46 protein-coding genes and 1 pseudogene are annotated in these 26250 nt (G+C 52.6%); 7 read left to right on the forward strand and 40 right to left on the reverse strand.

The window, feature by feature from the left end:
• Positions 1-277 precede the first annotated feature (277 nt).
• Positions 278-832, forward strand: coding sequence for a gamma carbonic anhydrase family protein (locus L2I46_RS26380; protein ID WP_085551944.1), 555 nt, complete (start codon positions 278-280; stop codon positions 830-832).
• Here the strand turns inward: L2I46_RS26380 and L2I46_RS26385 are convergent.
• The 6 genes from L2I46_RS26385 to dprA are packed head-to-tail and all read right to left on the reverse strand — an operon-like array spanning position 808 to position 4599.
• Complete coding sequence (locus L2I46_RS26385) at positions 808-1065, reverse strand: DUF1488 domain-containing protein (protein ID WP_101862717.1); 258 nt, start codon at positions 1063-1065, stop codon at positions 808-810. The genes L2I46_RS26380 and L2I46_RS26385 overlap by 25 nt on opposite strands.
• Entirely contained in the window at positions 1062-1880 is an 819-nt protein-coding gene (gene aroE / locus L2I46_RS26390; RefSeq protein ID WP_032454195.1) for a shikimate dehydrogenase, read from the reverse strand. The genes L2I46_RS26385 and aroE overlap by 4 nt, the downstream gene beginning before the upstream one ends.
• Positions 1881-1883: 3 nt before the next feature.
• Entirely contained in the window at positions 1884-2456 is a 573-nt protein-coding gene (gene tsaC / locus L2I46_RS26395) for an L-threonylcarbamoyladenylate synthase type 1 TsaC (RefSeq protein WP_004206805.1), read from the reverse strand.
• Positions 2457-2460: 4 nt separating this feature from the next.
• Positions 2461-3003 carry a DNA topoisomerase family protein gene (locus L2I46_RS26400; protein ID WP_101862716.1) on the reverse strand — a complete coding sequence of 181 codons (543 nt, stop codon included), beginning with the start codon at positions 3001-3003 and terminating at the stop codon, positions 2461-2463.
• A gap of 26 nt (positions 3004-3029) precedes the next feature.
• Positions 3030-3503, reverse strand: coding sequence for a DUF494 family protein Smg (gene smg, locus L2I46_RS26405; RefSeq protein ID WP_002919137.1), 474 nt, complete (start codon positions 3501-3503; stop codon positions 3030-3032).
• Complete coding sequence (gene dprA / locus L2I46_RS26410; RefSeq protein WP_072421475.1) at positions 3475-4599, reverse strand: DNA-protecting protein DprA; 1125 nt, start codon at positions 4597-4599, stop codon at positions 3475-3477. Before dprA ends, smg begins: the two co-directional genes overlap by 29 nt.
• Positions 4600-4727: 128 nt before the next feature.
• Between dprA and def the strand changes: the two genes are divergently transcribed.
• From def to mscL, 5 genes are all read left to right on the forward strand, one after another.
• The gene (gene def / locus L2I46_RS26415; protein WP_004206802.1) at positions 4728-5237 is read left to right on the forward strand and encodes a peptide deformylase; all 510 of its coding nucleotides are present in this window, start codon (positions 4728-4730) and stop codon (positions 5235-5237) included.
• Between the two features lie 14 nt (positions 5238-5251).
• Positions 5252-6199 carry a methionyl-tRNA formyltransferase gene (gene fmt, locus L2I46_RS26420; RefSeq protein WP_017900611.1) on the forward strand — a complete coding sequence of 316 codons (948 nt, stop codon included), beginning with the start codon at positions 5252-5254 and terminating at the stop codon, positions 6197-6199.
• A gap of 52 nt (positions 6200-6251) precedes the next feature.
• Positions 6252-7547, forward strand: coding sequence for a 16S rRNA (cytosine(967)-C(5))-methyltransferase RsmB (rsmB, locus tag L2I46_RS26425; protein WP_087849556.1), 1296 nt, complete (start codon positions 6252-6254; stop codon positions 7545-7547).
• A 13-nt stretch (positions 7548-7560) separates the two neighbouring features.
• Positions 7561-8937, forward strand: a complete 1377-nt coding sequence (trkA, locus tag L2I46_RS26430) for a Trk system potassium transporter TrkA (RefSeq protein ID WP_002919153.1) — start codon at positions 7561-7563, stop codon at positions 8935-8937.
• Between the two features lie 139 nt (positions 8938-9076).
• Positions 9077-9490: a large-conductance mechanosensitive channel protein MscL gene (mscL, locus tag L2I46_RS26435; RefSeq protein ID WP_004145325.1), complete on the forward strand. Its 414-nt coding sequence runs from the start codon at positions 9077-9079 to the stop codon at positions 9488-9490.
• On the opposite strand, the gene L2I46_RS26440 is transcribed toward mscL, so the two are convergent.
• From L2I46_RS26440 to rpsJ, 31 genes are all read right to left on the reverse strand, one after another.
• Positions 9426-9704: an alternative ribosome-rescue factor A gene (locus tag L2I46_RS26440; RefSeq protein WP_023291171.1), complete on the reverse strand. Its 279-nt coding sequence runs from the start codon at positions 9702-9704 to the stop codon at positions 9426-9428. The two genes, mscL and L2I46_RS26440, sit on opposite strands and share 65 nt — an antisense overlap.
• Before the next feature lie 57 nt (positions 9705-9761).
• The gene (gene zntR / locus L2I46_RS26445; RefSeq protein WP_023291172.1) at positions 9762-10187 is read right to left on the reverse strand and encodes a Zn(2+)-responsive transcriptional regulator; all 426 of its coding nucleotides are present in this window, start codon (positions 10185-10187) and stop codon (positions 9762-9764) included.
• 2 nt (positions 10188-10189) lie between these two features.
• Positions 10190-10558 (reverse strand): DUF1992 domain-containing protein, encoded by a 369-nt coding sequence (locus L2I46_RS26450; protein ID WP_032454201.1) that lies wholly within the window; start codon positions 10556-10558, stop codon positions 10190-10192.
• 108 nt (positions 10559-10666) lie between these two features.
• Positions 10667-11053, reverse strand: a complete 387-nt coding sequence (gene rplQ, locus L2I46_RS26455; RefSeq protein WP_002919206.1) for a 50S ribosomal protein L17 — start codon at positions 11051-11053, stop codon at positions 10667-10669.
• A 40-nt stretch (positions 11054-11093) separates the two neighbouring features.
• Positions 11094-12083 (reverse strand): DNA-directed RNA polymerase subunit alpha, encoded by a 990-nt coding sequence (locus L2I46_RS26460; RefSeq protein WP_002919219.1) that lies wholly within the window; start codon positions 12081-12083, stop codon positions 11094-11096.
• 25 nt (positions 12084-12108) lie between these two features.
• Positions 12109-12729, reverse strand: a complete 621-nt coding sequence (gene rpsD / locus L2I46_RS26465) for a 30S ribosomal protein S4 (RefSeq protein ID WP_002919224.1) — start codon at positions 12727-12729, stop codon at positions 12109-12111.
• A gap of 33 nt (positions 12730-12762) precedes the next feature.
• Entirely contained in the window at positions 12763-13152 is a 390-nt protein-coding gene (gene rpsK / locus L2I46_RS26470) for a 30S ribosomal protein S11 (RefSeq protein WP_002919257.1), read from the reverse strand.
• A gap of 16 nt (positions 13153-13168) precedes the next feature.
• Positions 13169-13525: a 30S ribosomal protein S13 gene (gene rpsM / locus L2I46_RS26475; protein WP_002919259.1), complete on the reverse strand. Its 357-nt coding sequence runs from the start codon at positions 13523-13525 to the stop codon at positions 13169-13171.
• A 146-nt stretch (positions 13526-13671) separates the two neighbouring features.
• Complete coding sequence (gene rpmJ, locus L2I46_RS26480; RefSeq protein ID WP_000868187.1) at positions 13672-13788, reverse strand: 50S ribosomal protein L36; 117 nt, start codon at positions 13786-13788, stop codon at positions 13672-13674.
• Positions 13789-13821: 33 nt separating this feature from the next.
• Complete coding sequence (secY, locus tag L2I46_RS26485) at positions 13822-15153, reverse strand: preprotein translocase subunit SecY (protein WP_002919515.1); 1332 nt, start codon at positions 15151-15153, stop codon at positions 13822-13824.
• A 7-nt stretch (positions 15154-15160) separates the two neighbouring features.
• Positions 15161-15595: a 50S ribosomal protein L15 gene (gene rplO, locus L2I46_RS26490; protein WP_002919516.1), complete on the reverse strand. Its 435-nt coding sequence runs from the start codon at positions 15593-15595 to the stop codon at positions 15161-15163.
• 3 nt (positions 15596-15598) lie between these two features.
• Positions 15599-15778 carry a 50S ribosomal protein L30 gene (rpmD, locus tag L2I46_RS26495; RefSeq protein ID WP_001140434.1) on the reverse strand — a complete coding sequence of 60 codons (180 nt, stop codon included), beginning with the start codon at positions 15776-15778 and terminating at the stop codon, positions 15599-15601.
• A 3-nt stretch (positions 15779-15781) separates the two neighbouring features.
• Positions 15782-16285, reverse strand: coding sequence for a 30S ribosomal protein S5 (gene rpsE, locus L2I46_RS26500; RefSeq protein WP_002919545.1), 504 nt, complete (start codon positions 16283-16285; stop codon positions 15782-15784).
• Between the two features lie 14 nt (positions 16286-16299).
• The gene (rplR, locus tag L2I46_RS26505) at positions 16300-16653 is read right to left on the reverse strand and encodes a 50S ribosomal protein L18 (protein ID WP_000358960.1); all 354 of its coding nucleotides are present in this window, start codon (positions 16651-16653) and stop codon (positions 16300-16302) included.
• A gap of 9 nt (positions 16654-16662) precedes the next feature.
• The gene (gene rplF / locus L2I46_RS26510; protein WP_002919662.1) at positions 16663-17196 is read right to left on the reverse strand and encodes a 50S ribosomal protein L6; all 534 of its coding nucleotides are present in this window, start codon (positions 17194-17196) and stop codon (positions 16663-16665) included.
• 12 nt (positions 17197-17208) lie between these two features.
• Positions 17209-17601 (reverse strand): 30S ribosomal protein S8, encoded by a 393-nt coding sequence (gene rpsH / locus L2I46_RS26515; protein WP_002919665.1) that lies wholly within the window; start codon positions 17599-17601, stop codon positions 17209-17211.
• 33 nt (positions 17602-17634) lie between these two features.
• On the reverse strand, positions 17635-17940 hold the full coding sequence (rpsN, locus tag L2I46_RS26520) for a 30S ribosomal protein S14 (RefSeq protein ID WP_002919667.1): 306 nt from the start codon (positions 17938-17940) through the stop codon (positions 17635-17637).
• A gap of 14 nt (positions 17941-17954) precedes the next feature.
• Positions 17955-18494 (reverse strand): 50S ribosomal protein L5, encoded by a 540-nt coding sequence (rplE, locus tag L2I46_RS26525; RefSeq protein ID WP_001096200.1) that lies wholly within the window; start codon positions 18492-18494, stop codon positions 17955-17957.
• Between the two features lie 14 nt (positions 18495-18508).
• A complete protein-coding gene (gene rplX / locus L2I46_RS26530) occupies positions 18509-18823 on the reverse strand; it encodes a 50S ribosomal protein L24 (RefSeq protein WP_000729185.1) in 315 nt (104 codons plus the stop codon).
• A gap of 10 nt (positions 18824-18833) precedes the next feature.
• Positions 18834-19205 (reverse strand): 50S ribosomal protein L14, encoded by a 372-nt coding sequence (gene rplN / locus L2I46_RS26535; protein WP_002919748.1) that lies wholly within the window; start codon positions 19203-19205, stop codon positions 18834-18836.
• 165 nt (positions 19206-19370) lie between these two features.
• Positions 19371-19625 carry a 30S ribosomal protein S17 gene (rpsQ, locus tag L2I46_RS26540; protein ID WP_002919751.1) on the reverse strand — a complete coding sequence of 85 codons (255 nt, stop codon included), beginning with the start codon at positions 19623-19625 and terminating at the stop codon, positions 19371-19373.
• The gene (gene rpmC, locus L2I46_RS26545) at positions 19625-19816 is read right to left on the reverse strand and encodes a 50S ribosomal protein L29 (RefSeq protein WP_002919754.1); all 192 of its coding nucleotides are present in this window, start codon (positions 19814-19816) and stop codon (positions 19625-19627) included. The genes rpsQ and rpmC overlap by 1 nt, the downstream gene beginning before the upstream one ends.
• A complete protein-coding gene (gene rplP / locus L2I46_RS26550) occupies positions 19816-20226 on the reverse strand; it encodes a 50S ribosomal protein L16 (RefSeq protein WP_002919759.1) in 411 nt (136 codons plus the stop codon). Before rplP ends, rpmC begins: the two co-directional genes overlap by 1 nt.
• 12 nt (positions 20227-20238) lie before the next feature.
• Entirely contained in the window at positions 20239-20937 is a 699-nt protein-coding gene (rpsC, locus tag L2I46_RS26555) for a 30S ribosomal protein S3 (protein WP_002919766.1), read from the reverse strand.
• A gap of 17 nt (positions 20938-20954) precedes the next feature.
• On the reverse strand, positions 20955-21287 hold the full coding sequence (rplV, locus tag L2I46_RS26560) for a 50S ribosomal protein L22 (protein WP_002919773.1): 333 nt from the start codon (positions 21285-21287) through the stop codon (positions 20955-20957).
• Between the two features lie 14 nt (positions 21288-21301).
• Complete coding sequence (gene rpsS / locus L2I46_RS26565; protein WP_001138115.1) at positions 21302-21580, reverse strand: 30S ribosomal protein S19; 279 nt, start codon at positions 21578-21580, stop codon at positions 21302-21304.
• A 16-nt stretch (positions 21581-21596) separates the two neighbouring features.
• Positions 21597-22418 (reverse strand): 50S ribosomal protein L2, encoded by an 822-nt coding sequence (gene rplB / locus L2I46_RS26570; protein ID WP_002919786.1) that lies wholly within the window; start codon positions 22416-22418, stop codon positions 21597-21599.
• A gap of 17 nt (positions 22419-22435) precedes the next feature.
• Positions 22436-22738, reverse strand: a complete 303-nt coding sequence (gene rplW / locus L2I46_RS26575; protein ID WP_000617546.1) for a 50S ribosomal protein L23 — start codon at positions 22736-22738, stop codon at positions 22436-22438.
• Positions 22735-23340: a 50S ribosomal protein L4 gene (gene rplD, locus L2I46_RS26580; protein ID WP_002919794.1), complete on the reverse strand. Its 606-nt coding sequence runs from the start codon at positions 23338-23340 to the stop codon at positions 22735-22737. Before rplD ends, rplW begins: the two co-directional genes overlap by 4 nt.
• 10 nt (positions 23341-23350) lie before the next feature.
• On the reverse strand, positions 23351-23980 hold the full coding sequence (rplC, locus tag L2I46_RS26585) for a 50S ribosomal protein L3 (protein ID WP_002919796.1): 630 nt from the start codon (positions 23978-23980) through the stop codon (positions 23351-23353).
• A gap of 32 nt (positions 23981-24012) precedes the next feature.
• The gene (rpsJ, locus tag L2I46_RS26590; RefSeq protein ID WP_001181005.1) at positions 24013-24324 is read right to left on the reverse strand and encodes a 30S ribosomal protein S10; all 312 of its coding nucleotides are present in this window, start codon (positions 24322-24324) and stop codon (positions 24013-24015) included.
• Positions 24325-24706: 382 nt separating this feature from the next.
• On the opposite strand from rpsJ, the gene L2I46_RS26595 reads away from it, so the two are divergent.
• Positions 24707-25192, forward strand: a complete 486-nt coding sequence (locus tag L2I46_RS26595) for a prepilin peptidase (RefSeq protein WP_023291174.1) — start codon at positions 24707-24709, stop codon at positions 25190-25192.
• Here L2I46_RS26595 and bfr read toward each other — a convergent pair.
• The 3 genes and pseudogenes from bfr to tuf form a co-directional block, all read right to left on the reverse strand.
• Positions 25176-25652, reverse strand: coding sequence for a bacterioferritin (gene bfr / locus L2I46_RS26600; protein WP_004206792.1), 477 nt, complete (start codon positions 25650-25652; stop codon positions 25176-25178). The genes L2I46_RS26595 and bfr overlap by 17 nt on opposite strands.
• A 73-nt stretch (positions 25653-25725) precedes the next feature.
• Positions 25726-25920 carry a bacterioferritin-associated ferredoxin gene (bfd, locus tag L2I46_RS26605; RefSeq protein WP_004152415.1) on the reverse strand — a complete coding sequence of 65 codons (195 nt, stop codon included), beginning with the start codon at positions 25918-25920 and terminating at the stop codon, positions 25726-25728.
• Between the two features lie 180 nt (positions 25921-26100).
• A pseudogene (gene tuf / locus L2I46_RS26610) lies at positions 26101-26250 on the reverse strand (elongation factor Tu); the annotation flags it as partial.

Genomic DNA, 26250 nt, shown 5'->3' on the forward strand with positions numbered 1-26250 from the left:
CCTCTTTCAGAGTCAACCCGTTTTTCAGGATTTTTCTCTTCAACCGAACCGGCTGTTTGTGTGAAGTGATTCACATCTGCCGTGTCAGTGGGAGCGCATTATAGGGATCCCATTTTTTTGCACAAGCCTTTTTTCGATCTTTTTTTCTGAATGGTGATTTTTCACCCTTTTCGCCGTGTAATTGCGCGATTTGCTCAATTTTCACCGTTTTCAGGGGTTGCAGAGCGAGATAAAAGCCACCAAAGTCTTCTTACGCTCCCGTATTTTTGAGGTCAACATGTCTGCTCACCTGCGTCCCTATAAAACATTTTTCCCGCAAATCGGTCTTCGCGTCATGATTGACGCATCCAGCGTCGTCATCGGTGATGTCAGAATTGCCGATGACGTCAGCGTCTGGCCTCTGGTCGCCATTCGCGGCGACGTCAATTTCGTGTCGATAGGTCAACGTAGCAATATTCAGGACGGCAGCGTTCTACACGTGACCCATAGATCCTCTTACAAGCCTGAGGGAAATCCACTGATCATTGGAGAGGATGTGACGGTTGGTCACAAAGTGATGCTGCACGGCTGCACTATCGGCAACCGCGTGCTGGTTGGTATGGGTTCGATCTTGTTAGATGGTGTCGTGGTTGGTGATGACGTCATGATTGGCGCGGGAAGTCTGGTGCCGCAGAATAAACAGCTTGAAAGCGGCTTCCTTTACTTTGGCAATCCGGTCAAACAGATCCGCCCCCTGACAGAGGCGGAGCGGGAAGGCCTAAAATATTCAGCAAATAACTATGTGAAATGGAAAGATGAATATCTGGCTCAGGAGAGCCAGACCCAACCCTGAGCATCTTCCTGATTATCGCGGATCAATGCCTCAGCCTCTTCCTCAAGATCCCAACGATGTTCCCGGAATGCGGCCAGCCACTGCGCTGGCCCCTCTGCGCCAAAACGCTGCTGCAGGAGCTGCCCTGAAATTACGCAGGTTAATTGCATCCCATTCACCAGCACGGGAAAAACCACGCCCTGCCGTTCGGCATCCCATGATTCCCGATCGGGAAACTGAATCGCCTGATTCATGCATTCAGTTCCTGTTGCAGCTTTTCTATAACCGGGGTGATAGCCGGCAGGACGCCGTGCCATAGCAGAACAGCATGGGCGGCTTGCGCCACCAGCATTCCCAGCCCGTCAGCGCAGTGGGTTGCGCCATGCTGCTGGCACCACTGAAGAAATGGCGTCGCCCCTTTCTGGTAAAACATGTCATAGCAATACACGTCGGGGTTAACAACAGACGCCGGGATAGCCGGCACATCACCCTCTATCCCACTGGATGTTGCATTGACGATCAGATCGAAAGTTTCCCCGGCTAAGGTATCCATTTCCCGTGCGCTGACGCTGCCGGTATGGGCGAAGAGCGTGGCTAACTCATGGGCACGAGCATAGGTGCGATTGACGATCGTCACAGCGCACCCCAGCGACAACAGCGGCAGCAGTACCCCACGCGATGCGCCACCGGCACCGATAAGCAGGATCCGCTGGCGTGGCTTAATGAATCCCAGACGCTCCAGATCGCTCAGAAGACCAATACCGTCCGTGTTGTCGCCCAGCAAACGCCCATCTTCCAGACGTTTCAGGGTATTCACCGCTCCCGCCAGCGCAGCGCGTTCTGTCAGTTCATCCGCGCGCGCAAAGGCTTCTTCTTTGAAAGGAACGGTAACGTTGGCGCCCTTTCCTCCTTCCGCAAAAAACTGATTCAGAGAAGAGACAAAATCGTCCAGCGGCGCCAGCACACGTCCATAAGGATGGGTAATCCCTAACTGGCGGGCAAAAAGGTGGTGAATAGAAGGCGACTTACTGTGCGCAATCGGATTACCAAAAACAGCGTAGGTTTCCATGATTCACCCCTGGCGGAACAGTTCACCCGTCAGGGCATCACGTATTTCAGATGGATTTTGACGTCCGCCCGTAGCGCCATCCACGACCGGGAAGCTGTCACCAAACTGAGCACGGACCTCTGCGGTAGTGCGGCAAGGCGGTTGACCGGTGAGATTGGCGCTCGTCGAGACCAGCGGTTTTCCGTAGGCTTCGCACAATTCAATCACCAGCGGATGGTTGGTTACGCGTACGGCCAGCGAATCAAAACGACCCGTCAGCCAGCGTGGTGTTTCAGGACGAGCCGGGAATACAAACGTCACCGGTCCTGGCCAGCAGGAAAAGATTGCTGCCCGCTGCGAGTCACTTAACCGAGAATCATCAATATAGGGCTTCAGCTGCTCAAAGCTAGCGGCAATAAGGATCAATCCCTTCTCAACAGGACGCTGCTTCAGCTCCAGCAGACGCATAACGGCCGTTTCGCTGTCAGGGTCGCAGCCGACGCCAAAAACAGCTTCCGTGGGATAGGCGATGACATGTTCATTATTCAGGACCGCCACGGCATGGGCGACGGCTTCTGAGGGCAGGTTATTGTTCACTGATTTATTCCGCCGGGATCGGCTTTCCACATTGTTTACTGGCACAGAAGCGTCTGGGCCCCTGCGCCGTCTTCTTTTCTATTAACAGCGGGTAATGGCATTCAGGGCATTCGCCCGCCACCGGTTTAAAATTGATAACGAACTGGCAATCAGGATAGCGATCGCAGGAGTGAAAGGTTTTACCGAAACGGGAACGACGCTGGACCAGATGGCCTTGTCCGCACTGCGGGCAAGCAATAGCCGTCTCATCTGGTTTATCAATTAGCTCGGTATGTTCGCATTCCGGATAGCGGCTACAGCCAATGAACATCCCAAAACGCCCCTGGCGTAGCACCATAACCGCGCCGCACGATGGGCATGCTTGCCCCTCCAGCACCTTAACGACATGCCCGTCCGCCTGACTTTTCAGGGGACGGATATAGTCACAGTCCGGATAATGCGAACAGCCGAGAAACGGGCCATGTTTCCCGGAACGGATCACCAGTTCAGCCCCGCACTGCGGGCAGGGCTCATTTTTACGCACCGAAAACAGTGCTGATTTGGTCATAACAACTCGATGTTGCTGCAAAAAGATTAATGCAGCATACCTTCATTTACTTCGAAGAGTAATTCTTCCATTTGCTGATAGGCGTTTTCACAGCCCGGAATATTGAACAGTACCATCAGGATGACCCATTTCAGGTCCTCCAGCTCAAATTCTGCCGTATCCAGCGCCAGTACGCGCTCTATCACCATTTCTCGCGTTTCGAGGTTCAACACCTGAATCTGCTCGAGGAAGAGTAAAAATCCCCGGCAACTGGCATCCAGACGCTGGCACTCCTCTTCGGTATATACCCGAAGCGACAGCGGGTCGGAAGCGAGCTGCATGGGTTCAACGAGACCTTCCTGATAATCAGCCAGTTTCTCGAGCCACATTAACGCGTTATAGATATCTTCCCGCTCAAAACCTGCGTCGGTAAGATCCCGCGTCAGTTTGTCCTGATCCACGCGCATTTCTGCTTCGCTATGGATGTAAGTTTCAAACAAATACATGAGTACGTCGAACATGGCTTGCCCTCCTTAATCGGACATAGCCGCCGGGTACAGCTGCGATCCAGCCTGCTAACTCCAGTTCAAGTAGCTGAGCTACGGTTACTGGCACAGATTGGCCGGCACGTTCAGCGACAACGTCAACAGGTGTTACCTCATCTCCTACGTTAGCCAGGAGCTCCGGAAATGGCAATGCTACAGACGACTGATCGGCGCAATTATTTATCGAATCAGACGTATCAGTTAGCCAGGTCAGCTCGTTGTGCCAGTATTCCACAATATCCTCTGGCGAGGTCACCGGCACCGCGCCTTGCTTAATTAACCAGTGTGGGCCTTCCGATCCCGGATTGCCTATCGGCCCAGGCAGGGCAAACACATCCCTTCCCTGCTCCAGAGCACAGCGGACGGTAACCAGCGAGCCGCTTCGCAATGCCGCCTCAACCACCAACACGCCCAGGCTCAGGCCGCTGATAATCCGGTTGCGCCTGGGGAAATGCGCGGGAAGCGGCGGCGTTATTAGTGGAAATTCAGACACCAGCGCACCGCCATTATCGATGATCTGCTGGGCGAGGCTTGCATGGCGCCGCGGATAAACCTTACCCAGTCCGTTGCCCAGTACCGCGATGGTTTTGCCCTCGGCCGAGAGCGCGCCGCGATGCGCTACGCCATCAATGCCTAACGCCAGCCCACTGGTGATAGTCATTCCTTTACGCGCCAACGTTTCGCTGAACAGTTTCCCCCAGCGAGCGCCATACCAGGAATGCAGGCGACTACCAATAACGGCAAGCTGCGCGCTGTGAAGCAGAGCGGGATCGCCGCTGACCAACAACGCACCGGGGTAATCAGCGATGGCCCTTAGCCGAAACGGAAAGCGCGGATCGTCGGCCCGTAACAGATGATGTTCCGGGTGCTCCAGCCAGCGCCGCGTCTCGTCAAGCTCACGCCCGTCCAGCCGAAAAAATAAAGTTGCTTGCGCCGCGGACATCCCGACAGCATGCAGCGCTTCACGATCAACGCTGGCGGCTGCGCATAAGCGCTGTGCGATCTTCAGCATTCTGTCGCCATACAAGTTACTGACCTTCATCAGCCGCAGCCAAATCTCGTCGGGCGTCATCCTTACCCCCTGCCATAAGCGGTATTGACAATCTTTGCGATTGGACAGTGAGACTGTCAATTGCAGGGTGTTTTGTCTAGAATAGAGCTAATAATCTTATCAACTCCTGAATACGACTCTGGAACTTTATGGCAGTTTTGCAAGTGTTACATATTCCGGACGAGCGCCTTCGCAAAGTCGCCGAGCCGGTCAAAGAAGTGAATGCGGAAATTCAGCGTATCGTCGATGATATGTTCGACACCATGTACGCTGAGGAGGGCATTGGTCTGGCCGCGACCCAGGTCGATATCCATCAGCGCATTATCGTTATTGATGTGTCGGAAAATCGTGAAGAGCAGCTGGTGTTAATCAACCCGGAGCTGCTGGAAAAAGATGGCGAAACGGGCATCGAAGAAGGCTGCCTGTCGATTCCGGAACAGCGCGCCCTGGTGCCGCGTGCGGAAAAAGTGAAGATCCGAGCGCTGGATCGCGACGGTAAGCCATTTGAACTGGAGGCCGATGGCCTGCTGGCTATCTGTATTCAGCATGAGATGGATCATCTGGTCGGCAAACTGTTTATTGATTATCTGTCACCGCTCAAACAACAGCGCATTCGTCAGAAGGTTGAGAAACTGGATCGTTTACGTTCCCGTGCCTGATAACAAGGAATACCGTGTCACAATCACTACGTATCATTTTCGCCGGCACCCCCGATTTTGCAGCGCGTCATCTTGACGCGCTGTTGTCGTCTGAACATCAGGTTGTCGGCGTATTCACACAGCCAGACCGTCCTGCTGGCCGCGGCAAAAAATTGATGCCGAGCCCGGTAAAGGTGCTGGCTGAAGCCCATAACTTACCTGTATTCCAGCCATCTTCCCTGCGTCCGCAGGACAACCAACAATTAGTCGCCGATCTCGGCGCCGATATCATGGTGGTGGTGGCGTACGGTTTGATTCTCCCGAAAGCGGTGCTGGAGATGCCCCGTCTGGGCTGCATCAACGTTCACGGCTCCCTGCTACCGCGCTGGCGTGGCGCAGCGCCGATCCAGCGTTCGCTGTGGGCGGGGGATAGCGAAACAGGCGTAACCATCATGCAGATGGACGTCGGCCTTGATACGGGTGATATGCTGTATAAGCTTTCCTGCCCCATTACCGCAGAGGATACCAGCGGCAGCCTGTACGATAAGCTGGCCGAGCTCGGCCCTCAAGGTCTGCTGGCAACCTTAGCCCAGCTGGCCAACGGCACCGCACAGCCTGAAGTACAGGATGAATCGCTGGTGTGCCACGCCGAGAAGCTGAGTAAAGAAGAAGCTCGCATCGACTGGTCGCTTTCTGCCGCACAGCTGGAGCGCTGCATCCGCGCCTTTAATCCGTGGCCAATGAGTTGGCTGGAAATTGACGGGCAGCCGCTAAAAGTGTGGCGGGCATCGGTCATTGCCGAAGCTGCGCATGCCGAACCGGGTACTATCGTGGCAGCAACCAAACAGGGTATCCAGGTCGCCACGGGCGATGGGATCCTCAGTCTGGAGTCGCTACAGCCTGCGGGTAAAAAAGCGATGAGCGCCCAGGATTTACTCAATTCCCGACGGGAGTGGTTTACTCCTGGCACCCGTCTCGCCTGACGGTCGTCTCTTCTGAAGCCCGGGTTCGCCGGGCATTTTTATTTTTGCGCTTATGAAAAAGAATATAAATTTACGCAGCCTGGCCGCCCAGGCTATCGAGCAAGTCGTTGAAAAAGGTCAGTCTTTAAGCAACGTCCTGCCCCCACTACAGCAAAAAGTCAGCGATAAAGACAAAGCGCTGCTGCAGGAGCTGTGTTTTGGCGTACTGCGTACGCTCAGCCAGCTGGAGTGGCTTATCAGCAAGCTGATGGCGCGTCCGATGACCGGCAAACAGCGCACCGTGCACTTTCTGATTATGGTTGGGCTCTATCAGTTACTCTACACCCGCATCCCTCCGCACGCCGCGCTGGCTGAAACGGTAGAAGGCGCGGTGGCGATTAAGCGCCCGCAGCTTAAAGGGCTGATCAATGGGGTGTTACGCCAGTTTCAGCGCCAGCAGGAAGAGCTACTGGCAGAATTCGCCGGGCAGGAAAACCGCTACCTTCATCCCAAATGGCTGCTGAAGCGTCTGCAGCAGGCCTGGCCGCAACAATGGCAGGAGATCGTCGATGCGAACAACCAGCGCCCGCCGATGTGGCTGCGCGTTAACCGCAACCATCATTCCCGAGACGAATGGCTTGCTCTGCTTAAAGAGGCCGGCTTAGAGGGCTTCACCCACCCTGACTATCCCGACGCCGTGCGTCTGGCCACCCCTGCCCCGGTCCATGCGTTGCCGGGTTTTGCCGAAGGATGGGTAACCGTTCAGGATGCCTCGGCCCAGGGCTGCATGCGCTATCTGCAGCCGGAAAACGGCGAGCGCATTCTCGATCTCTGCGCCGCGCCGGGCGGCAAGACGACGCATATTCTGGAAGTCGCTCCCCAGGCTGAGGTCATGGCGGTGGACATTGATGAACAGCGTCTTTCCCGCGTCTATGACAACCTGAAACGGCTGGGCATGAAAGCCGAAGTCAAACAGGGCGATGGTCGCTTCCCTGAGCAGTGGTGTGGCGGCGAGCAGTTCGATCGTATTCTGCTGGATGCCCCCTGTTCCGCCACCGGCGTTATCCGCCGCCACCCGGATATCAAATGGCTGCGCCGGGATCGGGATATCGGCGATTTAGCCCAGCTGCAGGCCGAGATCCTCAATGCCATCTGGGGGCATCTGAAGCCAGGCGGCACGTTGGTTTACGCTACCTGTTCTATTCTGCCGGAAGAGAATAGTCAGCAAATTGCCGCGTTCCTCGCGCGGACCCCGGATGCAGAGCTTCACGCAACCGGTACGCCGGCAAGCCCGGGACAGCAAAATCTGCCGGGTGCGGAAGAAGGCGATGGCTTCTTTTACGCTAAGCTAATCAAACGTCGGAACTAATGGATCACTGCAGATGAAGATTATTATTCTGGGCGCCGGCCAGGTCGGCGGCACGCTGGCGGAGAACCTCGTCGGCGAGAACAATGATATTACGCTGGTTGATACCAATGGCGACCGTCTGCGCAGCCTGCAGGATAAGTTCGACCTGCGTGTCGTCCAGGGGCACGGTTCTCACCCCCGCGTACTGCGCGAGGCAGGAGCCGATGATGCCGATATGCTGGTGGCGGTCACCAGTTCGGATGAAACCAACATGGTGGCCTGTCAGGTCGCCTATTCATTATTCAATACGCCAAACCGTATAGCCCGTATTCGTGCGCCTGATTACGTCCGCGATGCGGAAAAGCTCTTCAATTCTGAAGCTGTGCCCATCGATCACTTAATCGCTCCGGAACAGCTGGTCATCGACAATATTCATCGCCTGATAGAATATCCCGGCGCGCTGCAGGTCGTGAACTTCGCCGAAGGTAAAGTCAGCCTCGCCGTGGTGAAAGCCTATTACGGTGGTCCGCTGGTGGGGAATGCGTTGTCCACCATGCGCGAGCATATGCCGCATATCGATACGCGCGTGGCCGCCATTTTCCGCCACGATCGCCCCATCCGCCCACAGGGTTCGACGATTGTCGAGGCCGGCGATGAAGTCTTCTTTATTGCCGCCTCGCAGCATATTCGCGCGGTCATGAGCGAACTCCAGCGTCTGGAGAAACCTTACAAACGCATCATGTTGGTCGGCGGCGGCAATATTGGCGCGGGCCTGGCCCATAAGCTGGAAAAAGACTACAGCGTTAAGCTTATCGAGCGCAATCAGCAGCGAGCCGCTGAGCTGGCAGAAAAACTGCAGCATACTATCGTCTTCTACGGTGATGCATCGGATCAGGAGCTGCTGGCCGAAGAGCATATTGACCAGGTGGACCTGTTTATTGCCGTCACTAACGATGACGAAGCAAACATCATGTCTGCGATGCTGGCCAAGCGAATGGGGGCCAAAAAAGTCATGGTGCTGATCCAGCGCAGAGCCTATGTGGATCTGGTTCAGGGTAGCGTCATTGATATCGCGATATCGCCTCAGCAGGCCACGATTTCCGCCCTCCTCAGCCATGTCCGTAAAGCCGATATTGTCGGCGTCTCCTCCCTGCGCCGCGGCGTTGCGGAAGCGATCGAAGCAGTGGCACACGGCGATGAGAGCACCTCGCGGGTGGTCGGGCGGTCGATCGATGAGATCAAACTTCCGCCAGGCACGATCATCGGCGCCGTCGTGCGCGGGAATGACGTAATGATCGCCAATAATAATCTGCGGATCGAGCAGGGCGATCATGTGATCATGTTTTTGACTGATAAAAAGTTTATTTCCGATGTAGAAAGGCTGTTCCAGCCAAGCCCCTTCTTCCTGTAATTCCCAGGGCGTCGAACAGGCGCCTTGTATTATCCCTTATTATTCAAAGGTTAATATTTTCCTGTAACGCTCTACGGGGAATGGCAAATGAAAATACATTTGTTAAACTTACAACGTCAGCTGGCTCAAGGAGAATAAAATGAGTTTTTTAAAAGAGTTTCGCGAATTCGCGATGCGCGGGAACGTTGTCGATTTGGCAGTGGGTGTGATCATCGGTGCAGCATTCGGTAAAATTGTTTCGTCGTTGGTCGCGGATATTATTATGCCGCCGCTCGGCCTGTTGATTGGCGGGATCGATTTTAAACAGTTTGCCGTCACGCTGCGCGATGCCCAGGGTGATGTACCGGCAGTGGTGATGCACTACGGGGTGTTTATTCAGAACGTTTTCGATTTCATCATCGTCGCATTTGCCATTTTCATGGCGATTAAACTGATGAATAAGTTAAATCGTAAGAAAGAAGAGGCTCCGGCGGCACCGCCAGCGCCCTCTAAAGAAGAAGTCCTGCTGAGCGAAATTCGCGATCTGCTGAAAGAACAAAACAACCGTTCTTAATCAGCAGTGAAAGCAGAAGGCCAGTGGTAAAAAAGCGATTCGCTTGCTTGCCACTGGCCTCCCGGTCATTCCTTGCTGCATGTTTATCTTTACGTTGATAGCTTCCTTTCCCTTTCTTATTCTTCTCTACGCGCTGCCTGAATAATGGATCGTGGAGAAGTGCCTCAATGGCGTTATCTTTAATTTGTCCTTTGGTATGCTGATAGCGACTCATAGTAACTCCAGTGGATGTGTGAATTCCGCGCGAGTGTAGATCCGCGCGCACAAAAAATCAACGCCCGGTATTACCGTTGCTGGCGCCTTGCTCAAGGGCCTCGAGGATCGAACAGTAAACGCTGCTGTGAGCTGTGCCGCAGCAGGCATCATTGAGCCGTTGCAGAGAGCGACGCATCGTTTGTAGCTCGTTGATCCGCGCCTCAACTTCGCTTAATCGCGCCTGAACGATCCCTTTCGACTCCTGACAGGTGTGATGCTCCGGATCGATACGGATCGACAATAATTCGCGGATCGCTTCCAGAGTAAAGCCCAGCTGACGGGCATAGCGAATAAAGCGCAAACGCTGAAGATCGTTATCCGAGTAAAGACGAAATCCCCCCTCAGTGCGCACGTCATGATCCATCATTTGCTGTTTTTCATAATAACGGATGGTATCTGGCGTCACATCAGCCAGTTTTGCCAGCTCACCAATACGATACATATTCACTCCTGATTAATTTTGTGCAGCAACGCATCGGCGTACTCACCGCGTAAAAAGTCGGTGTTCAGTCCTGCCTGACGCAGCTTAAGCTCGAGCAGAGCGAGGCGCTTGCTGAGTTCGGCATGCCGCGGGTCGTCCTGACGGACCCCCTTCAGCAAGTCTGCCAGAGCCACCGCTTCTTTGCGCTGCTCCAGCTCCGGGGGAAGACACCCTGCATTCTTCAGAAGGCGATAGCCTGCCCGCAGCTCGGCCGGTACATGCGAATCGTCATCGAGCGTTAGCGGCACGCCGCTACCGGGTAAATTATCGAACTCGCCTTTGGTTTGGGCATCGAGGATATGGCGTTCTGCCCACTGATCCAGTAACCACATTCTACGGCTCCGGGGGATGAACAAAAAGAGTACAGATATTGTAGTGAAGTGGGGATGGGGTAGATATAAAAAAACCCGCCGGGGCGGGTTTTTTTACGTTACTACAGATTACTCTGCAGCAGCTTCTGCTTTCGGCTCAGCACGATCAACCAGCTCGATGTATGCCATCGGCGCGTTGTCGCCTGCACGGAAGCCACACTTCAGAATGCGAGTGTAACCACCGGCGCGGCTCGCGAAACGCGGGCCCAGCTCGTTAAACAGTTTTGCCACGATCTCGTTATCACGAGTACGGGCGAATGCCAGACGACGATTAGCAACGCTATCAGTCTTGGCAAGAGTAATCAGCGGCTCAACTACGCGACGCAGTTCTTTCGCTTTCGGCAGGGTCGTCTTGATGATTTCATGACGAACCAGCGAACCTGCCATGTTACGGAACATAGCCTGGCGATGGCTGCTGTTGCGGTTCAGTTGACGACCACTCTTACGATGGCGCATGACCTTATCCTTCTCAGTAAAACCTTAACCTGTGATCCGGTTACTCGTCAGCAATGCTTGCTGGTGGCCAGTTTTCCAGGCGCATGCCCAGAGACAGTCCACGGGAAGCCAGCACGTCTTTAATCTCAGTAAGAGATTTTTTACCCAGGTTCGGCGTTTTCAGCAACTCAACCTCGGTACGCTGTACCAGATCACCGATATAGTGGATAGCTTCTGCCTTGAGGCAGTTAGCAGAGCGGACAGTCAATTCCAGATCGTCAACAGGGCGCAGCAGGATCGGATCGAATTCTGGTTTCTCTTCTTTCACTTCTGGCTGACGTACATCACGTAAGTCAACAAAAGCTTCCAGTTGTTCAGCCAGGATGGTTGCCGCACGACGAATCGCCTCTTCAGGATCGATTGTGCCGTTGGTTTCCATTTCGATGACCAGCTTGTCCAGGTCGGTACGCTGTTCTACACGCGCAGCTTCAACATTGTAGGCAATACGCTCTACAGGGCTGTAGCAGGCGTCGACCAGCAGACGGCCGATTGGGCGCTCATCTTCTTCCGAATGAATTCGGGCAGAAGCCGGCACATAACCGCGACCGCGCTGAACTTTGATACGCATGCTGATAGCAGCGTTCTCATCAGTCAGGTGGCAAATCACGTGCTGCGGCTTGACGATTTCGACATCACCGTCGTGGGTAATGTCGGCTGCGGTCACAGGGCCAATGCCAGATTTATTCAAAGTAAGGATGACTTCATCTTTACCCTGAACTCTCACCGCCAGCCCTTTCAGGTTGAGCAGGATTTCAAGGATGTCTTCCTGAACGCCTTCTTTGGTGCTGTACTCGTGCAGTACACCATCAATCTCAACCTCGGTCACCGCGCAACCCGGCATCGATGAGAGCAGAATACGGCGCAGTGCGTTACCCAGAGTATGGCCGAAGCCACGCTCTAAAGGCTCAAGGGTCACCTTGGCGTGCGTCGAACTCACTTGCTCGATATCGACCAGGCGCGGTTTTAGAAACTCTGTCACAGAACCCTGCATTGTGTCCTCTCTTTGGTACTAAGCTTTACTTGGAGTAAAGCTCGACGATCAGGTGTTCGTTAATGTCCGCAGACAGATCAGAACGCTCCGGCTGACGCTTGAACGTACCTTCCATCTTGCCAGCATCAACTTCCAGCCAGGTTGGCTTTTCACGCTGCTCAGCCAGCTCCAGAGCGGCTTTCACGCGAGATTGCTTTTTCGCTTTCTCACGAATGCTGACAACGTCATTCGCTTTAACCTGATAAGAAGCGATGTTAACAACACGACCGTTTACCATAATCGCTTTGTGGCTAACCAGCTGGCGTGCTTCAGCACGAGTGGCGCCGAAGCCCATACGGTATACAACGTTGTCCAGACGACCTTCCAGCAGAGCCAACAGGTTTTCACCGGTGTTGCCTTTCAGACGTGCTGCTTCTTTATAGTAGTTACGGAACTGACGCTCCAGCACACCGTACATACGGCGAACTTTTTGCTTTTCACGCAACTGCACACCATAGTCAGACAGACGCGGCTTACGCGCACCGTGCTGGCCAGGAGCTTGTTCAATTTTACACTTGGTATCGATCGCGCGAACGCCAGACTTAAGGAATAAGTCGGTGCCCTCACGACGGCTCAGCTTGAGCTTAGGACCCAAATATCTTGCCATTTTCTTTCTCCAACTAACCTGGAAAACGCAGCGTTATACGCGACGTTTTTTCGGCGGACGACAACCGTTATGAGGGATCGGAGTCACATCAGTAATATTAGTGATGCGGAAACCAGCGGCGTTCAGTGCACGAATGGTAGATTCGCGACCCGGACCCGGACCTTTGACCATAACTTCCAGATTCTTGATGCCGTATTCTTTTACGGCTTCTGCGCAACGCTCTGCTGCAACCTGAGCTGCGAACGGAGTGGATTTGCGAGAACCACGGAAACCGGAACCACCGGCTGTTGCCCAACCCAGTGCGTTACCCTGACGATCAGTAATGGTAACGATGGTGTTGTTAAAAGAAGCATGGATATGAGCCACGCCGTCAGAGACTTGTTTTCTTACACGCTTACGTGCACGAATTGGTGCCTTTGCCATTATTCAATCACCCCGATTATTTCTTGATCGGTTTACGCGGACCCTTACGGGTACGTGCGTTGGTCTTGGTACGCTGACCGCGAACCGGGAGACCACGACGATGACGCAAACCACGGTAGCAACCAAGGTCCATCAGACGCTTGATGCTCAGGGTGATTTCACGGCGCAGATCACCTTCAACGACAAATTTACCTACTGCTTCACGCAGAATATCAATTTGTTCTTCAGACAGCTCACTGATCTTAACATTTTCAGCGATGCCCGTTTCAGCGCAGATGGCTTTAGAACGGGTTTTGCCGATACCGAAAATAGCGGTTAAAGCGATTACGGTATGTTTGTGATCAGGAATGTTAATGCCTGCTATACGGGCCACTATGCACTCCTACTATTTAATATGTACGCACCATGCTGAAAAGCCCGTTTTCAGGATACTCAAATGGAAACGTACAGACATACAAAAGATTGGCTGGCTAATCTAGCCAGCTCAATCCAACTTTGCAAGAAAAATATGCGAAAAAATCAGCCTTGGCGCTGTTTATGCTTCGGCTCGGCACTGCAAATCACACGGATGACGCCATCACGCTTAACGATTTTGCAGTTACGGCATAATTTCTTGACGGAAGCACGAACTTTCATTTTTACTCTCCGTAACTTCTCGGGCGACCAGTTTTAGCGGCCGTAGCCTTTCAGGTTCGCCTTCTTCAATGCAGACTCATACTGACTGGACATCATCAGAGTTTGCACTTGAGCCATAAAGTCCATAATCACGACAACAACGATAAGCAGCGAGGTCCCACCGAAGTAGAACGGCACTTTCATCGCGTCACGCATGAACTCCGGGATCAGGCAGATAAAAGTAATGTACAACGCACCAACCAGAGTCAGGCGAGTCATCACTTTATCGATATACTTCGCCGTTTGCTCTCCCGGACGAATTCCTGGTACAAATGCACCGGACTTCTTCAGGTTATCTGCTGTTTCACGCGGGTTGAAAACCAACGCCGTGTAGAAGAAACAGAAGAAGATGATTGCAGACGCATAGAGTAACACATAAAGCGGTTGCCCAGGCTGCAAATACAGCGAAATTGTTGTCAGCCAGTTCCAACCAGTACCACCCCCGAACCATGACGTGATGGTTGCCGGGAACAGTATAATACTGGAAGCGAAGATTGCCGGGATTACCCCCGCCATATTCACTTTCAGCGGTAAATGTGTGCTCTGTGCAGCATAGACACGACGACCCTGTTGACGTTTCGCGTAGTTTACCACAATGCGGCGTTGCCCACGTTCAACGAATACAACAAAGAAGGTCACTGCAAATACTAATACTGCAACCAACAGCAACAGGAGGAAGTGCAGGTCGCCTTGACGCGCTTGCTCGATAGTATGGGCGATGGCCGGCGGGAGTCCCGCAACGATACCGGCGAAGATAATGATCGAGATACCGTTACCGATACCGCGTTCAGTGATCTGTTCGCCGAGCCACATCAGGAACATAGTCCCTGTGACCAGACTAACAACAGCGGTGAAATAGAATGCAAAGCCTGGATTAATCACCAGGCCCTGCATACCAGGCATATTCGGCAGACCGGTAGCAATACCGATCGACTGGAATATCGCCAGCACCAGAGTACCGTAGCGGGTGTACTGGCTGATCTTACGACGACCAGACTCCCCTTCTTTCTTCAGTTCCGCCAGCGGTTGATAAACCACCGTCAGCAGCTGCACGATGATTGATGCCGAGATATACGGCATAATCCCCAATGCAAAGATAGAAGCACGGCTGAGAGCACCACCAGAGAACATGTTGAACATTTCAATGATGGTGCCTCGCTGTTGCTCAAGCAGTTTGGCAAGTACAGCGGCATCAATACCAGGGATCGGAATAAAAGAGCCAATACGGAACACTATCAGCGCACCGACCACAAACAGAAGTCTGCGTTTCAGTTCGCCAAGGCCACCTTTGGCACTTTGAAAATCTAATCCCGGTTGTTTAGCCATCTGCTACTTATTCCTCAATTTTACCGCCAGCAGCTTCGATAGCAGCACGAGCACCTTTAGTCACACGCAGGCCACGAACAGTTACCGGACGAGTTACCTCACCAGACAGGATCACTTTCGCGAACTCGATCTGGACACCGATAATGTTAGCCGCTTTCAGCGCGTTCAGGTCTACAACATCGCCTTCTACGTGAGCCAGATCGGAGAGACGGATCTCTGCGGTGATCATCGCTTTACGAGAAGTGAAGCCGAATTTCGGCAGACGACGGTACAGAGGCATCTGACCACCCTCGAAACCGCGACGTACGCCACCGCCAGAACGAGATTTCTGACCTTTGTGACCACGACCACCGGTTTTACCGAGGCCAGAACCGATACCACGACCCAGGCGTTTACCCGCCTTTTTGGAGCCTTCGGCCGGAGACAGAGTATTTAAACGCATCTCTTACTCCTCAACTTTAACCATGAAGGAAACCGCGTTGACCATACCACGAACAGCAGGAGTATCCTCGCGCTCTACGGTGTGACCAATACGACGCAGACCCAGGCCAAGCAGCGTTGCCTTGTGTTTCGGCAGACGACCGATTGCACTGCGGGTTTGAGTAATTTTAATAGTCTTTGCCATGGTTTATTTCCCCAGAATTTCTTCAACGGATTTACCACGCTTGGCAGCGACCATATCCGGGGACTTCATGTTTTCCAGACCGTCGATAGTTGCACGAACCACGTTAATCGGGTTAGTGGAACCATACGCTTTAGCCAGAACGTTACGAACCCCAGCGACTTCCAGAACGGCGCGCATTGCACCACCGGCGATGATACCGGTACCTTCGGAAGCCGGCTGCATGAATACACGAGAACCCGTGTGAGTACCCTTAACCGGGTGCTGCAGGGTGCCGTGGTTCAGCGCGACGTTAATCATATTGCGACGGGCTTTTTCCATCGCTTTCTGGATCGCTGCTGGAACTTCACGCGCTTTACCGTAACCAAAACCAACGCGACCGTTACCATCGCCAACTACAGTCAGAGCTGTGAAGGAGAAAATACGACCACCTTTAACGGTTTTAGATACGCGGTTTACCGCGATCAGCTTTTCCTGCAGTTCGCCAGCTTGTTTTTCGATGTGAGCCATCTTACACCTCTACCTTAGAACTGAAGGCCAGCTTCACGGGCAGCATCTGCCAGTGCCTGGACACGACCATGATATTGGAACCCGGAACGGTCAAAGGAAACATCTTTGATGCCTTTTTCCAGAGCGCGTTCAGCGACAGCTTTACCCACAGCTGCAGCAGCGTCTTTGTTACCGGTGTACTTCAGTTGTTCAGCGATAGCTTTTTCTACAGTAGAAGCAGCTACCAGAACTTCAGAACCATTCGGTGCAATTACCTGTGCGTAAATGTGACGCGGGGTACGATGTACCACCAGGCGAGTTGCGCCCAGCTCCTGGAGCTTGCGGCGTGCGCGGGTCGCACGACGGATACGAGCAGATTTCTTATCCATAGTGTTACCTTACTTCTTCTTAGCCTCTTTGGTACGCACGACTTCGTCGGCGTAACGAACACCCTTGCCTTTGTAAGGCTCAGGACGACGGTAGGCGCGCAGATCTGCTGCAACCTGGCCGATCACCTGCTTATCAGCGCCTTTCAGCACGATTTCAGTCTGAGTCGGACATTCTGCAGTGATACCCGCAGGCAGCTGATGATCAACCGGGTGAGAGAAACCTAAAGCCAGGTTTACTACATTCCCTTTGACCGCTGCACGATAACCTACACCAACCAGCTGCAGCTTCTTAGTGAAGCCTTCGGTAACACCGATAACCATTGAGTTCAGCAGGGCACGCGCGGTACCAGCCTGAGCCCAACCGTCTGCGTAACCATCACGCGGACCGAAGGTCAGTGCATTATCTGCATGTTTAACTTCAACAGCATCGTTGAGAGTACGAGTCAGCTCGCCGTTTTTACCTTTGATCGTAATAACCTGACCGTTGATTTTTACATCAACGCCGGCAGGAACAACGACCGGTGCTTTAGCAACACGAGACATTTTTTCCTCCGATTAGGCTACGTAGCAGATAATTTCGCCACCAAGACCAGCCTGGCGCGCTGCACGATCAGTCATAACACCTTTAGAGGTAGAAACAACTGCGATACCCAGACCGGCCATAACTTTCGGCAGCTCATCTTTTTTCTTATAGATGCGCAGACCTGGGCGGCTGACACGCTGAATGCTTTCTACAACAGCTTTACCCTGGAAATACTTAAGAGTCAGTTCCAGTTCCGGCTTGGTGTCGCCTTCAACTTTAAAATCTTCGATAAAACCTTCTTCCTTCAGCACGTTGGCGATTGCCACTTTCAGCTTGGAGGAAGGCATGGTGACCGCAGCTTTGTTCGCGGCCTGACCGTTACGGATACGGGTCAGCATATCCGCGATCGGATCTTGCATGCTCATCTGTCTTTACTCCCGTGATTCAATTGGTGACAATTACCAGCTAGCCTTTTTCAGACCCGGGATTTCACCGCGCATAGCGGCTTCACGGACCTTAATACGGCTCAACCCGAACTTCCGCAGGAAACCATGCGGACGACCTGTTTGACGGCAGCGGTTACGCTGACGAGACGGGCTGGAATCACGCGGCAGAGTCTGCAGCTTGAGAACGGCATTCCAACGATCTTCGTCGGTTGCGTTCACATCAGAGATGATAGCTTTCAGTTCAGCGCGTTTAGCGAAGAATTTATCAGCTAAAGCCACGCGCTTTACTTCGCGTGCTTTCATTGATTGCTTAGCCATTAAGTAACCCTACCTTACTTGCGGAACGGGAAGTCAAAGGCAGCCAGCAGAGCACGGCCTTCTTCGTCAGATTTCGCAGTAGTGGTAATGGTAATATCCAAACCACGAACGCGGTCGACTTTATCGTAGTCGATTTCTGGGAAGATGATCTGCTCACGGACACCCATGCTGTAGTTGCCACGACCGTCGAAAGACTTAGCGGACAGGCCGCGGAAGTCACGAATACGCGGTACAGCAATAGTGATCAGGCGCTCAAAGAACTCCCACATGCGTTCGCCACGCAGAGTTACTTTACAGCCGATCGGATAGCCCTGACGGATTTTGAAGCCTGCAACTGATTTGCGTGCTTTGGTGATCAGCGGTTTTTGACCGGAGATTGCTGCCAGGTCAGCTGCTGCGTTATCCAGCAGTTTCTTGTCAGCGATCGCTTCACCAACACCCATGTTCAGGGTGATCTTCTCGACCCGAGGGACTTGCATGACAGAATTGTAGTTAAACTCAGTCATGAGTTTCTTAACTACTTCGTCTTTGTAGTAATCATGCAGTTTCGCCATCGTACTACTCCAAATTACTTGATAGTTTCGCTGTTAGACTTGAAGAAACGGACTTTTTTGCCGTCTTCGAATCTAAAGCCTACACGGTCAGCCTTGCCGGTTGCCGCATTGAAGATTGCAACGTTAGAAACCTGAATTGCAGCTTCTTTTTCAACGATGCCGCCTGGTTGGTTCAGAGCCGGAACCGGCTTCTGGTGTTTCTTAACCAGGTTGATACCTTCAACAATGACCTTGCCGGAAGACAGGACATTCTTAACTTTACCGCGCTTACCTTTATCTTTACCGGTTAACACGATAACTTCGTCATCACGACGGATTTTCGCTGCCATGATTCGCTCCTTAGAGTACTTCTGGTGCCAGAGAGATAATTTTCATGAACTTCTCGGTACGAAGTTCACGAGTTACCGGCCCAAAAATACGCGTACCGATAGGCTGCTCGCTGTTATTGTTCAGAATAACGCATGCATTACCATCGAAGCGAATGACAGAACCGTCCGGGCGACGAACACCCTTCTTGGTGCGCACCACTACCGCCTTCAGCACATCACCTTTTTTGACCTTACCACGCGGAATTGCTTCTTTGATGGTGATCTTGATGATGTCGCCTACGCCTGCGTAGCGACGGTGCGAGCCACCCAGAACCTTGATACACATTACGCGACGTGCACCGGAGTTGTCGGCGACGTTCAGCATAGTCTGTTCTTGGATCATTTTAGTGCTCCGCTAATGTCAACTACTACTGAGACCCGAAAATTAGGGTCGTTAAAAAGCCCCATATCGAGGGCGCGGCATTATAACACCACAAACCAGATATGGGTAGAAAAAATAAACGGCTCATCGCTGAGCCGTTTATCCGTATCGAGAATGCGTACTCTATTACAGAACCGCTTTCTCTACAACGCGAACCAGCGTCCAGGACTTAGTCTTGGACAGCGGACGGCATTCGCGGATTTCAACCTTGTCGCCGATACCGCATTCGTTGTTCTCGTCATGTACGTGCAGTTTGGTCGTACGTTTGATGAATTTGCCGTAAACCGGGTGTTTCACCATACGTTCGATAGCAACAACAATGGATTTCTCCATTTTGTCGCTAACTACGCGACCTTGCAGAGTACGGATTTTATCGGTCATTACGCACCCGCCTTCTGAGTCAGTAAAGTCTTAACGCGTGCAACATCACGACGCACTTGCTTCAGCAGATGAGTCTGTTGCAGCTGGCCACTTGCAGCCTGCATGCGCAGGTTGAACTGCTCACGCAGCAGGTTCAGCAGCTCAGCGTTCAGCTCTTCAACGCTTTTTTCACGCAGCTCTTTTGCTTTCATTACATCACCGTCTTAGTTACAAAGGTGGTTTTGATCGGCAGTTTCGCTGCTGCCAGGCCGAATGCTTCACGGGCCAGCTCTTCCGGTACACCGTCCATTTCATACAGGACTTTACCCGGCTGAATCAAGGCAACCCAGTACTCCACGTTACCTTTACCTTTACCCATACGAACTTCCAGCGGCTTCTCGGTGATCGGTTTGTCCGGGAATACACGGATCCAGATCTTACCTTGACGCTTAACTGCACGGGTCATAGCACGACGTGCTGCTTCGATCTGACGTGCAGTCAGACGACCACGGCCAACAGCTTTCAGACCGAAAGTGCCGAAGCTAACATCCGTACCCTGCGCCAGACCACGGTTGCGGCCTTTGTGCACTTTACGGAATTTTGTACGCTTTGGTTGTAACATCAGCGACGCTCCTTATTTACGGCCTTTACGCTGCTGCTTTTTAGGTTGAGCAGCCGGTTCCGGTTGTTCAACAGCAGCCATACCACCCAGGATCTCACCTTTGAAGATCCATACCTTAACGCCGATTACACCGTAAGTGGTGTGCGCTTCAGAGGTGTTGTAGTCGATGTCAGCACGCAGAGTGTGCAGCGGTACGCGACCTTCACGGTACCATTCGGTACGTGCGATTTCCGCGCCGCCCAGACGGCCGCTAACTTCAACTTTGATACCTTTAGCGCCCAGACGCATTGCGTTCTGTACAGCACGCTTCATCGCACGACGGAACATAACGCGACGTTCCAGCTGAGAAGTGATGCTGTCAGCAACCAGTTTTGCGTCCAGTTCAGGTTTACGAACTTCGGCGATATTGATCTGTGCAGGTACGCCAGCGATATCCGCTACGACCTTGCGCAGTTTTTCTACGTCTTCGCCTTTCTTACCGATAACGATACCCGGGCGAGCGGTGTGAATGGTCACACGGATGCTCTTAGCCGGACGCTCGATAACGATGCGAGATACAGACGCTTTAGCCAGTTCTTTAGTCAGGAACTGACGTACTTTAAAATCGCTGTCCAGGTTGTCAGCGAATTCTTTGGTGTTCGCGAACCAGGTAGAGTTCCATGGTTTGACAATACCCAGGCGAATACCATTAGGATGTACTTTCTGACCCATTGCTAGTCTCCAGAGTCTCAGCGATCGGACACAACCACAGTGATGTGGCTGGTGCGCTTCAGGATGCGATCTGCACGACCTTTAGCACGCGGCATAATGCGCTTCATGCTCGGGCCTTCGTCTACGAAAATTTTCGCAACTTTCAGATCATCAATGTCAGCGCCATCGTTGTGTTCAGCGTTAGCAATGGCAGATTCCAGTACCTTCTTGACCAGTACAGCAGCTTTTTTGTTGGTGTAGGTCAGAATATCCAGGGCCTGCGACACTTTCTTACCGCGAATCAGGTCAGCTACAAGGCGAACCTTCTGAGCAGAAGAACGAGCATGGCGATGTTGAGCTAAAGTTTCCATCTCTTCCTCCTACCTTATTTCTTCTTCGCTTTTTTATCAGCAGCGTGGCCGCGATAAGTACGAGTCGGTGCGAATTCACCCAGTTTGTGACCGACCATTTCGTCGGAAACAAATACTGGAACGTGCTGACGACCATTATGGACAGCGATGGTCAAACCGATCATGTTAGGAAAGATCGTTGAACGACGGGACCAAGTGCGCAGGGGCTTCTTGTCTCCGCTTTCCACCGCTTTCTCTACCTTCTTCAGCAAGTGCAGGTCAATAAAAGGACCTTTCTTGAGAGAACGTGGCATGGCTTATCCTCTAAAATTATTTGCTACGGCGACGTACGATGAATTTATCAGTACGCTTGTTGCTGCGGGTCTTCTTACCTTTGGTCTGCAGGCCCCACGGGGATACCGGGTGCTTACCAAAGTTACGACCTTCACCACCACCATGTGGGTGGTCTACTGGGTTCATCGCAGTACCGCGAACGGTAGGACGAACACCACGCCAGCGTGCAGCACCTGCTTTACCCAGAACGCGCAGCATATGCTCAGCATTGCCAACTTCGCCCAGAGTAGCGCGGCAGTCTGCTTCGACTTTACGCATTTCACCAGAACGCAGACGCAGGGTGACATAAGCACCGTCGCGAGCAACGATCTGAACGTAAGTACCAGCGGAACGAGCCAGCTGACCGCCTTTACCTGGTTTCATTTCTACGTTATGAACGGTAGAACCAACCGGGATATTGCGCATCGGCAGGGTGTTGCCTGCTTTGATTGCAGCATCAACGCCAGACTGAATCTGGTCGCCAGCTTTCAGGCCTTTCGGGGCCAGGATGTAACGGCGCTCGCCGTCTTTGTACAGAACCAGCGCGATGTTCGCGGAGCGGTTCGGATCGTACTCAAGACGTTCAACAACTGCCGGGATACCATCTTTGTTGCGTTTGAAGTCAACAATACGGTAAGCCTGCTTGTGGCCACCACCGATATGACGGGTGGTGATACGGCCATTGTTGTTACGACCACCGGATTTGCTGTTTTTTTCCAGCAACGGAGCAAAAGGTTTGCCCTTGTGCAGCTCTGGGTTAACCACTTTAACGACGTGGCGACGACCCGGAGATGTCGGTTTACATTTAACAACTGCCATTGTATTACTCCTCCGACTTACTCAGCGCCGCCAACGAAGTCCAGATTCTGGCCTTCTTTCAGGGTGACGTAAGCTTTTTTCCAGTCGCTACGACGACCGATACGCTGTCCGTGACGTTTAACTTTCCCTTTAACAACCAGGGTGTTAACGACTTCGACTTCGACTTCAAACAGTTTCTGCACAGCAGCTTTGATTTCTGCTTTGGTCGCGTCTTTAGCAACTTTGAGAACGATGGTGTTTGTTTTTTCCATCGCAGTAGACGCTTTTTCAGAAACGTGCGGTGCGCGCAGCACCTTCAGCAGACGTTCTTCACGAATCATGCCAGCATCTCCTCAACTTGCTTAACAGCATCAGCAGTCATTACGACTTTGTCGAAGGCGATCAGGCTAACCGGGTCGATACCGTTCGCATCACGTACGTCAACCTTGTGCAGGTTACGTGCGGCCAGGAACAGGTTCTCGTCCAGCTCACCGGTGATGATCAGCACATCTTCCAGAGCCATGTCTTTCAGTTTCTGTGCCAGCAGCTTAGTTTTCGGCGCTTCAACAGAGAACTTCTCGACAACGATCAGACGATCCTGACGTACCAGTTCGGACAGGATGCTTTTCAGCGCGCCGCGGTACATCTTCTTGTTAACTTTTTGACTGTGGTCCTGCGGACGAGCAGCAAAGGTCACGCCACCGGAACGCCAGATCGGGCTCTTGATAGAACCAGAACGCGCACGGCCGGTACCTTTCTGGCGCCACGGTTTTTTACCGGAGCCAGTGATTTCAGCACGAGTCTTCTGAGCACGAGTGCCCTGACGCGCACCAGCTGCATAAGCAACAACAACCTGGTGAACCAGCGCTTCGTTGAAATCACGACCGAAGGTAGTTTCGGAAACAGTCAGCGCGCTCTGCGCGTCTTTCAATACTAATTCCATTGCTATCTCCTCACGCCTTCACAGCTGGTTTAACGATCAGGTCGCTACCGGTCGCACCCGGGACAGCACCTTTAACCAGCAGCAGGTTGCGCTCAGCGTCAACACGTACTACGTCCAGGCTCTGAACGGTTACACGCTCATTACCCAGCTGACCTGCCATTTTCTTGCCTTTGAACACTTTGCCCGGAGTCTGGTTCTGACCGATAGAACCCGGAACGCGGTGGGACAAGGAGTTACCGTGAGTAGCGTCCTGGGTACGGAAGTTCCAGCGCTTAACGGTACCAGCAAAACCTTTACCTTTAGAGGTACCGGTTACGTCAACTTTTTTAACGTCAGCAAACAGTTCAACGCTAATGTTCTGACCTACGGTGAATTCTTCGCCGTCAGCCAGACGGAATTCCCACAGACCACGGCCAGCTTCAACGCCAGCTTTAGCGAAGTGACCCGCTTCCGGCTTGGTTACACGGTTAGCTTTTTTAGCACCGGTGGTAACCTGGATTGCGCGGTAGCCATCGTTAGCCAGGTCTTTAACCTGAGTAACACGGTTTGCTTCAACTTCGATTACGGTTACTGGGATAGAAACGCCATCTTCAGTGAAGATGCGGGTCATGCCCACTTTTTTACCGACTAAACCAATCATTGTTTCAACCTCTCAATCGCTCGATGACCTGATTAACCCAGGCTGATCTGCACGTCTACACCGGCAGCCAGATCCAGACGCATCAGAGCATCAACGGTTTTTTCAGTTGGCTCAACGATGTCAACCAGACGCTTGTGAGTGCGAATTTCGTACTGGTCACGCGCGTCTTTGTTGACGTGCGGGGAGATCAGAACGGTAAAGCGCTCTTTGCGGGTCGGCAGCGGGATCGGACCACGGACTTGCGCACCAGTGCGCTTAGCAGTCTCGACGATTTCCGCGGTTGATTGATCGATCAGACGATGATCAAACGCTTTCAGGCGGATACGGATTCTTTGGTTCTGCATGAGACCAGAGCTCCAATTATTTTATAGACGAAATGATTACTCCTCATACCCATTACGATTGATGGGAGAGTGTAACCGTTCTTACATAGCCCCCCGATTGGGGACATTGTTTGATAACCCAACTGCGATTACCAGGGTTCATATTGAACCGGCCGTCAACTTTGACAGGCCCGCGCATTATACGCAAATTCTGGCGCTACGCAAGTACTGTTTAGAAAATCATCACCAGGATTTGCGCACCTTCGCGCTAGCGAACGGTACCGGGTGAAAACGCGGCAATTTAACGCGGATGGCGCCATCCATTCCAGGGAAGTCCCTTTTGCACTGAACGGGGACAATAAGCATAGTGAGACGATGTTCTTTGACGATTGCGGGGTTAACCATGCTCGCCGCCCTCCCCTTCTTGCTGTGCTATAGCGGATTGACCTTAGCCTTATGCCACCAGGACCTGCGTCACGGCCTGCTGCCCGACCGTTACACCTGTCCCCTGCTGTGGAGTGGTTTGCTTTTTTATCTCTGTCTGGCGCCGCACCAGCTTCATGATGCCGTCTGGGGGGCGATAGCCGGCTATCTCTGTTTGGCTGCGCTTTACTGGCTATATCGCGGGATCCGCGGCTATGAGGGGTTGGGGTATGGGGATATCAAATATCTCGCCGCCCTCGGCGCCTGGCATGGCTGGCGATTGCTGCCGCAGCTGCTACTGGTGGCATCGCTGCTCGCCTGCGCGGTGTGGGCAGTATCAGGTTTGTACGCCAGGTACGGCGGGAGCAGTAAATGGAGGGGGAACAACCCGCTGCCGTTTGGGCCATTTCTGGCGGCCGCGGGTTTCTGGTGCGGGTGTCAGACGCTGGCTAGTCTGACACTTTGATCTGCGACTGCAGATAATTTTGCAGACCGATTTTGCCGATCAGATCGAGTTCGGTTTCCAGCCAGTCGATATGGCCTTCTTCATCCGCCAGGATCTCAATCATCATATCGCGGCTGACGTAGTCATGGACGCTGTCGGCATAGGCGATCGCCTCGCGCAGGTTTTGCGCCCCCTCCAGCTCCAGTCTTAAATCGGACTGCAGCATCTCTTCCACATCTTCACCGATGCCAAGTTTGCCGAGATCCTGCAGATTCGGGATACCTTCGAGAAAAAGAATACGCTCGATGTATTTATCGGCGTGCTTCATTTCGTCGATGGATTCGTGGTACTCAATATCGTTGAGGCGCATCAGGCCCCAGTTTTTGAACATTCTCGCATGGAGAAAGTACTGATTAATTGCGACCAGCTCATTTCCCAATAATTTATTGAGATAACTTATGATTTTGACATCACCTTTCATTATATAGTCCCTCCGCTTCCACTCATTGAAGCGTAGTCCGGCCTATAGGGATGTCAAAAGAGAAGCGTGGACTTCAGGCGATTTCTTTGAATTCCGGCATGGTGGTTAATTCATCTTCCATAACTTCCCGCGCCGCGCGAACACACTTACCGCATTGATTTCCAACGGGAACAAACTTACGTAATTGCTGAAAAGATTGCGGTTGAAACTGGCGAACAACCTGGCGAATTTTTTTATCGCTGACGCCATTGCACAAACAAACGTACATATAAACTCCCGTTCAATTTATGCACAAATATTAAATGAGAATAGTTATGATTACAATAGACCATTTACTCATTATCCGCCGCAGCGCACGTTATGAATCGCCAGTAGCACCGCCCTTTTCGCTGAACGACGGACAGCAAAAAGGGCGCCGAAGCGCCCTTTTTTATTCAAAGCTAACGAATTAGCCCAGAACTTTAGCTACAACGCCCGCGCCAACGGTACGGCCGCCTTCACGGATTGCGAAACGCAGACCGTCGTCCATCGCGATCGGGTGGATCAGGGTAACAACCATTTTGATGTTGTCGCCCGGCATTACCATCTCTACGCCTTC

The sequence above is a fragment of the Klebsiella sp. 2019SCSN059 genome (assembly GCF_021739525.1).
Taxonomy (GTDB): Bacteria; Pseudomonadota; Gammaproteobacteria; order Enterobacterales; family Enterobacteriaceae; genus Klebsiella; species Klebsiella quasipneumoniae.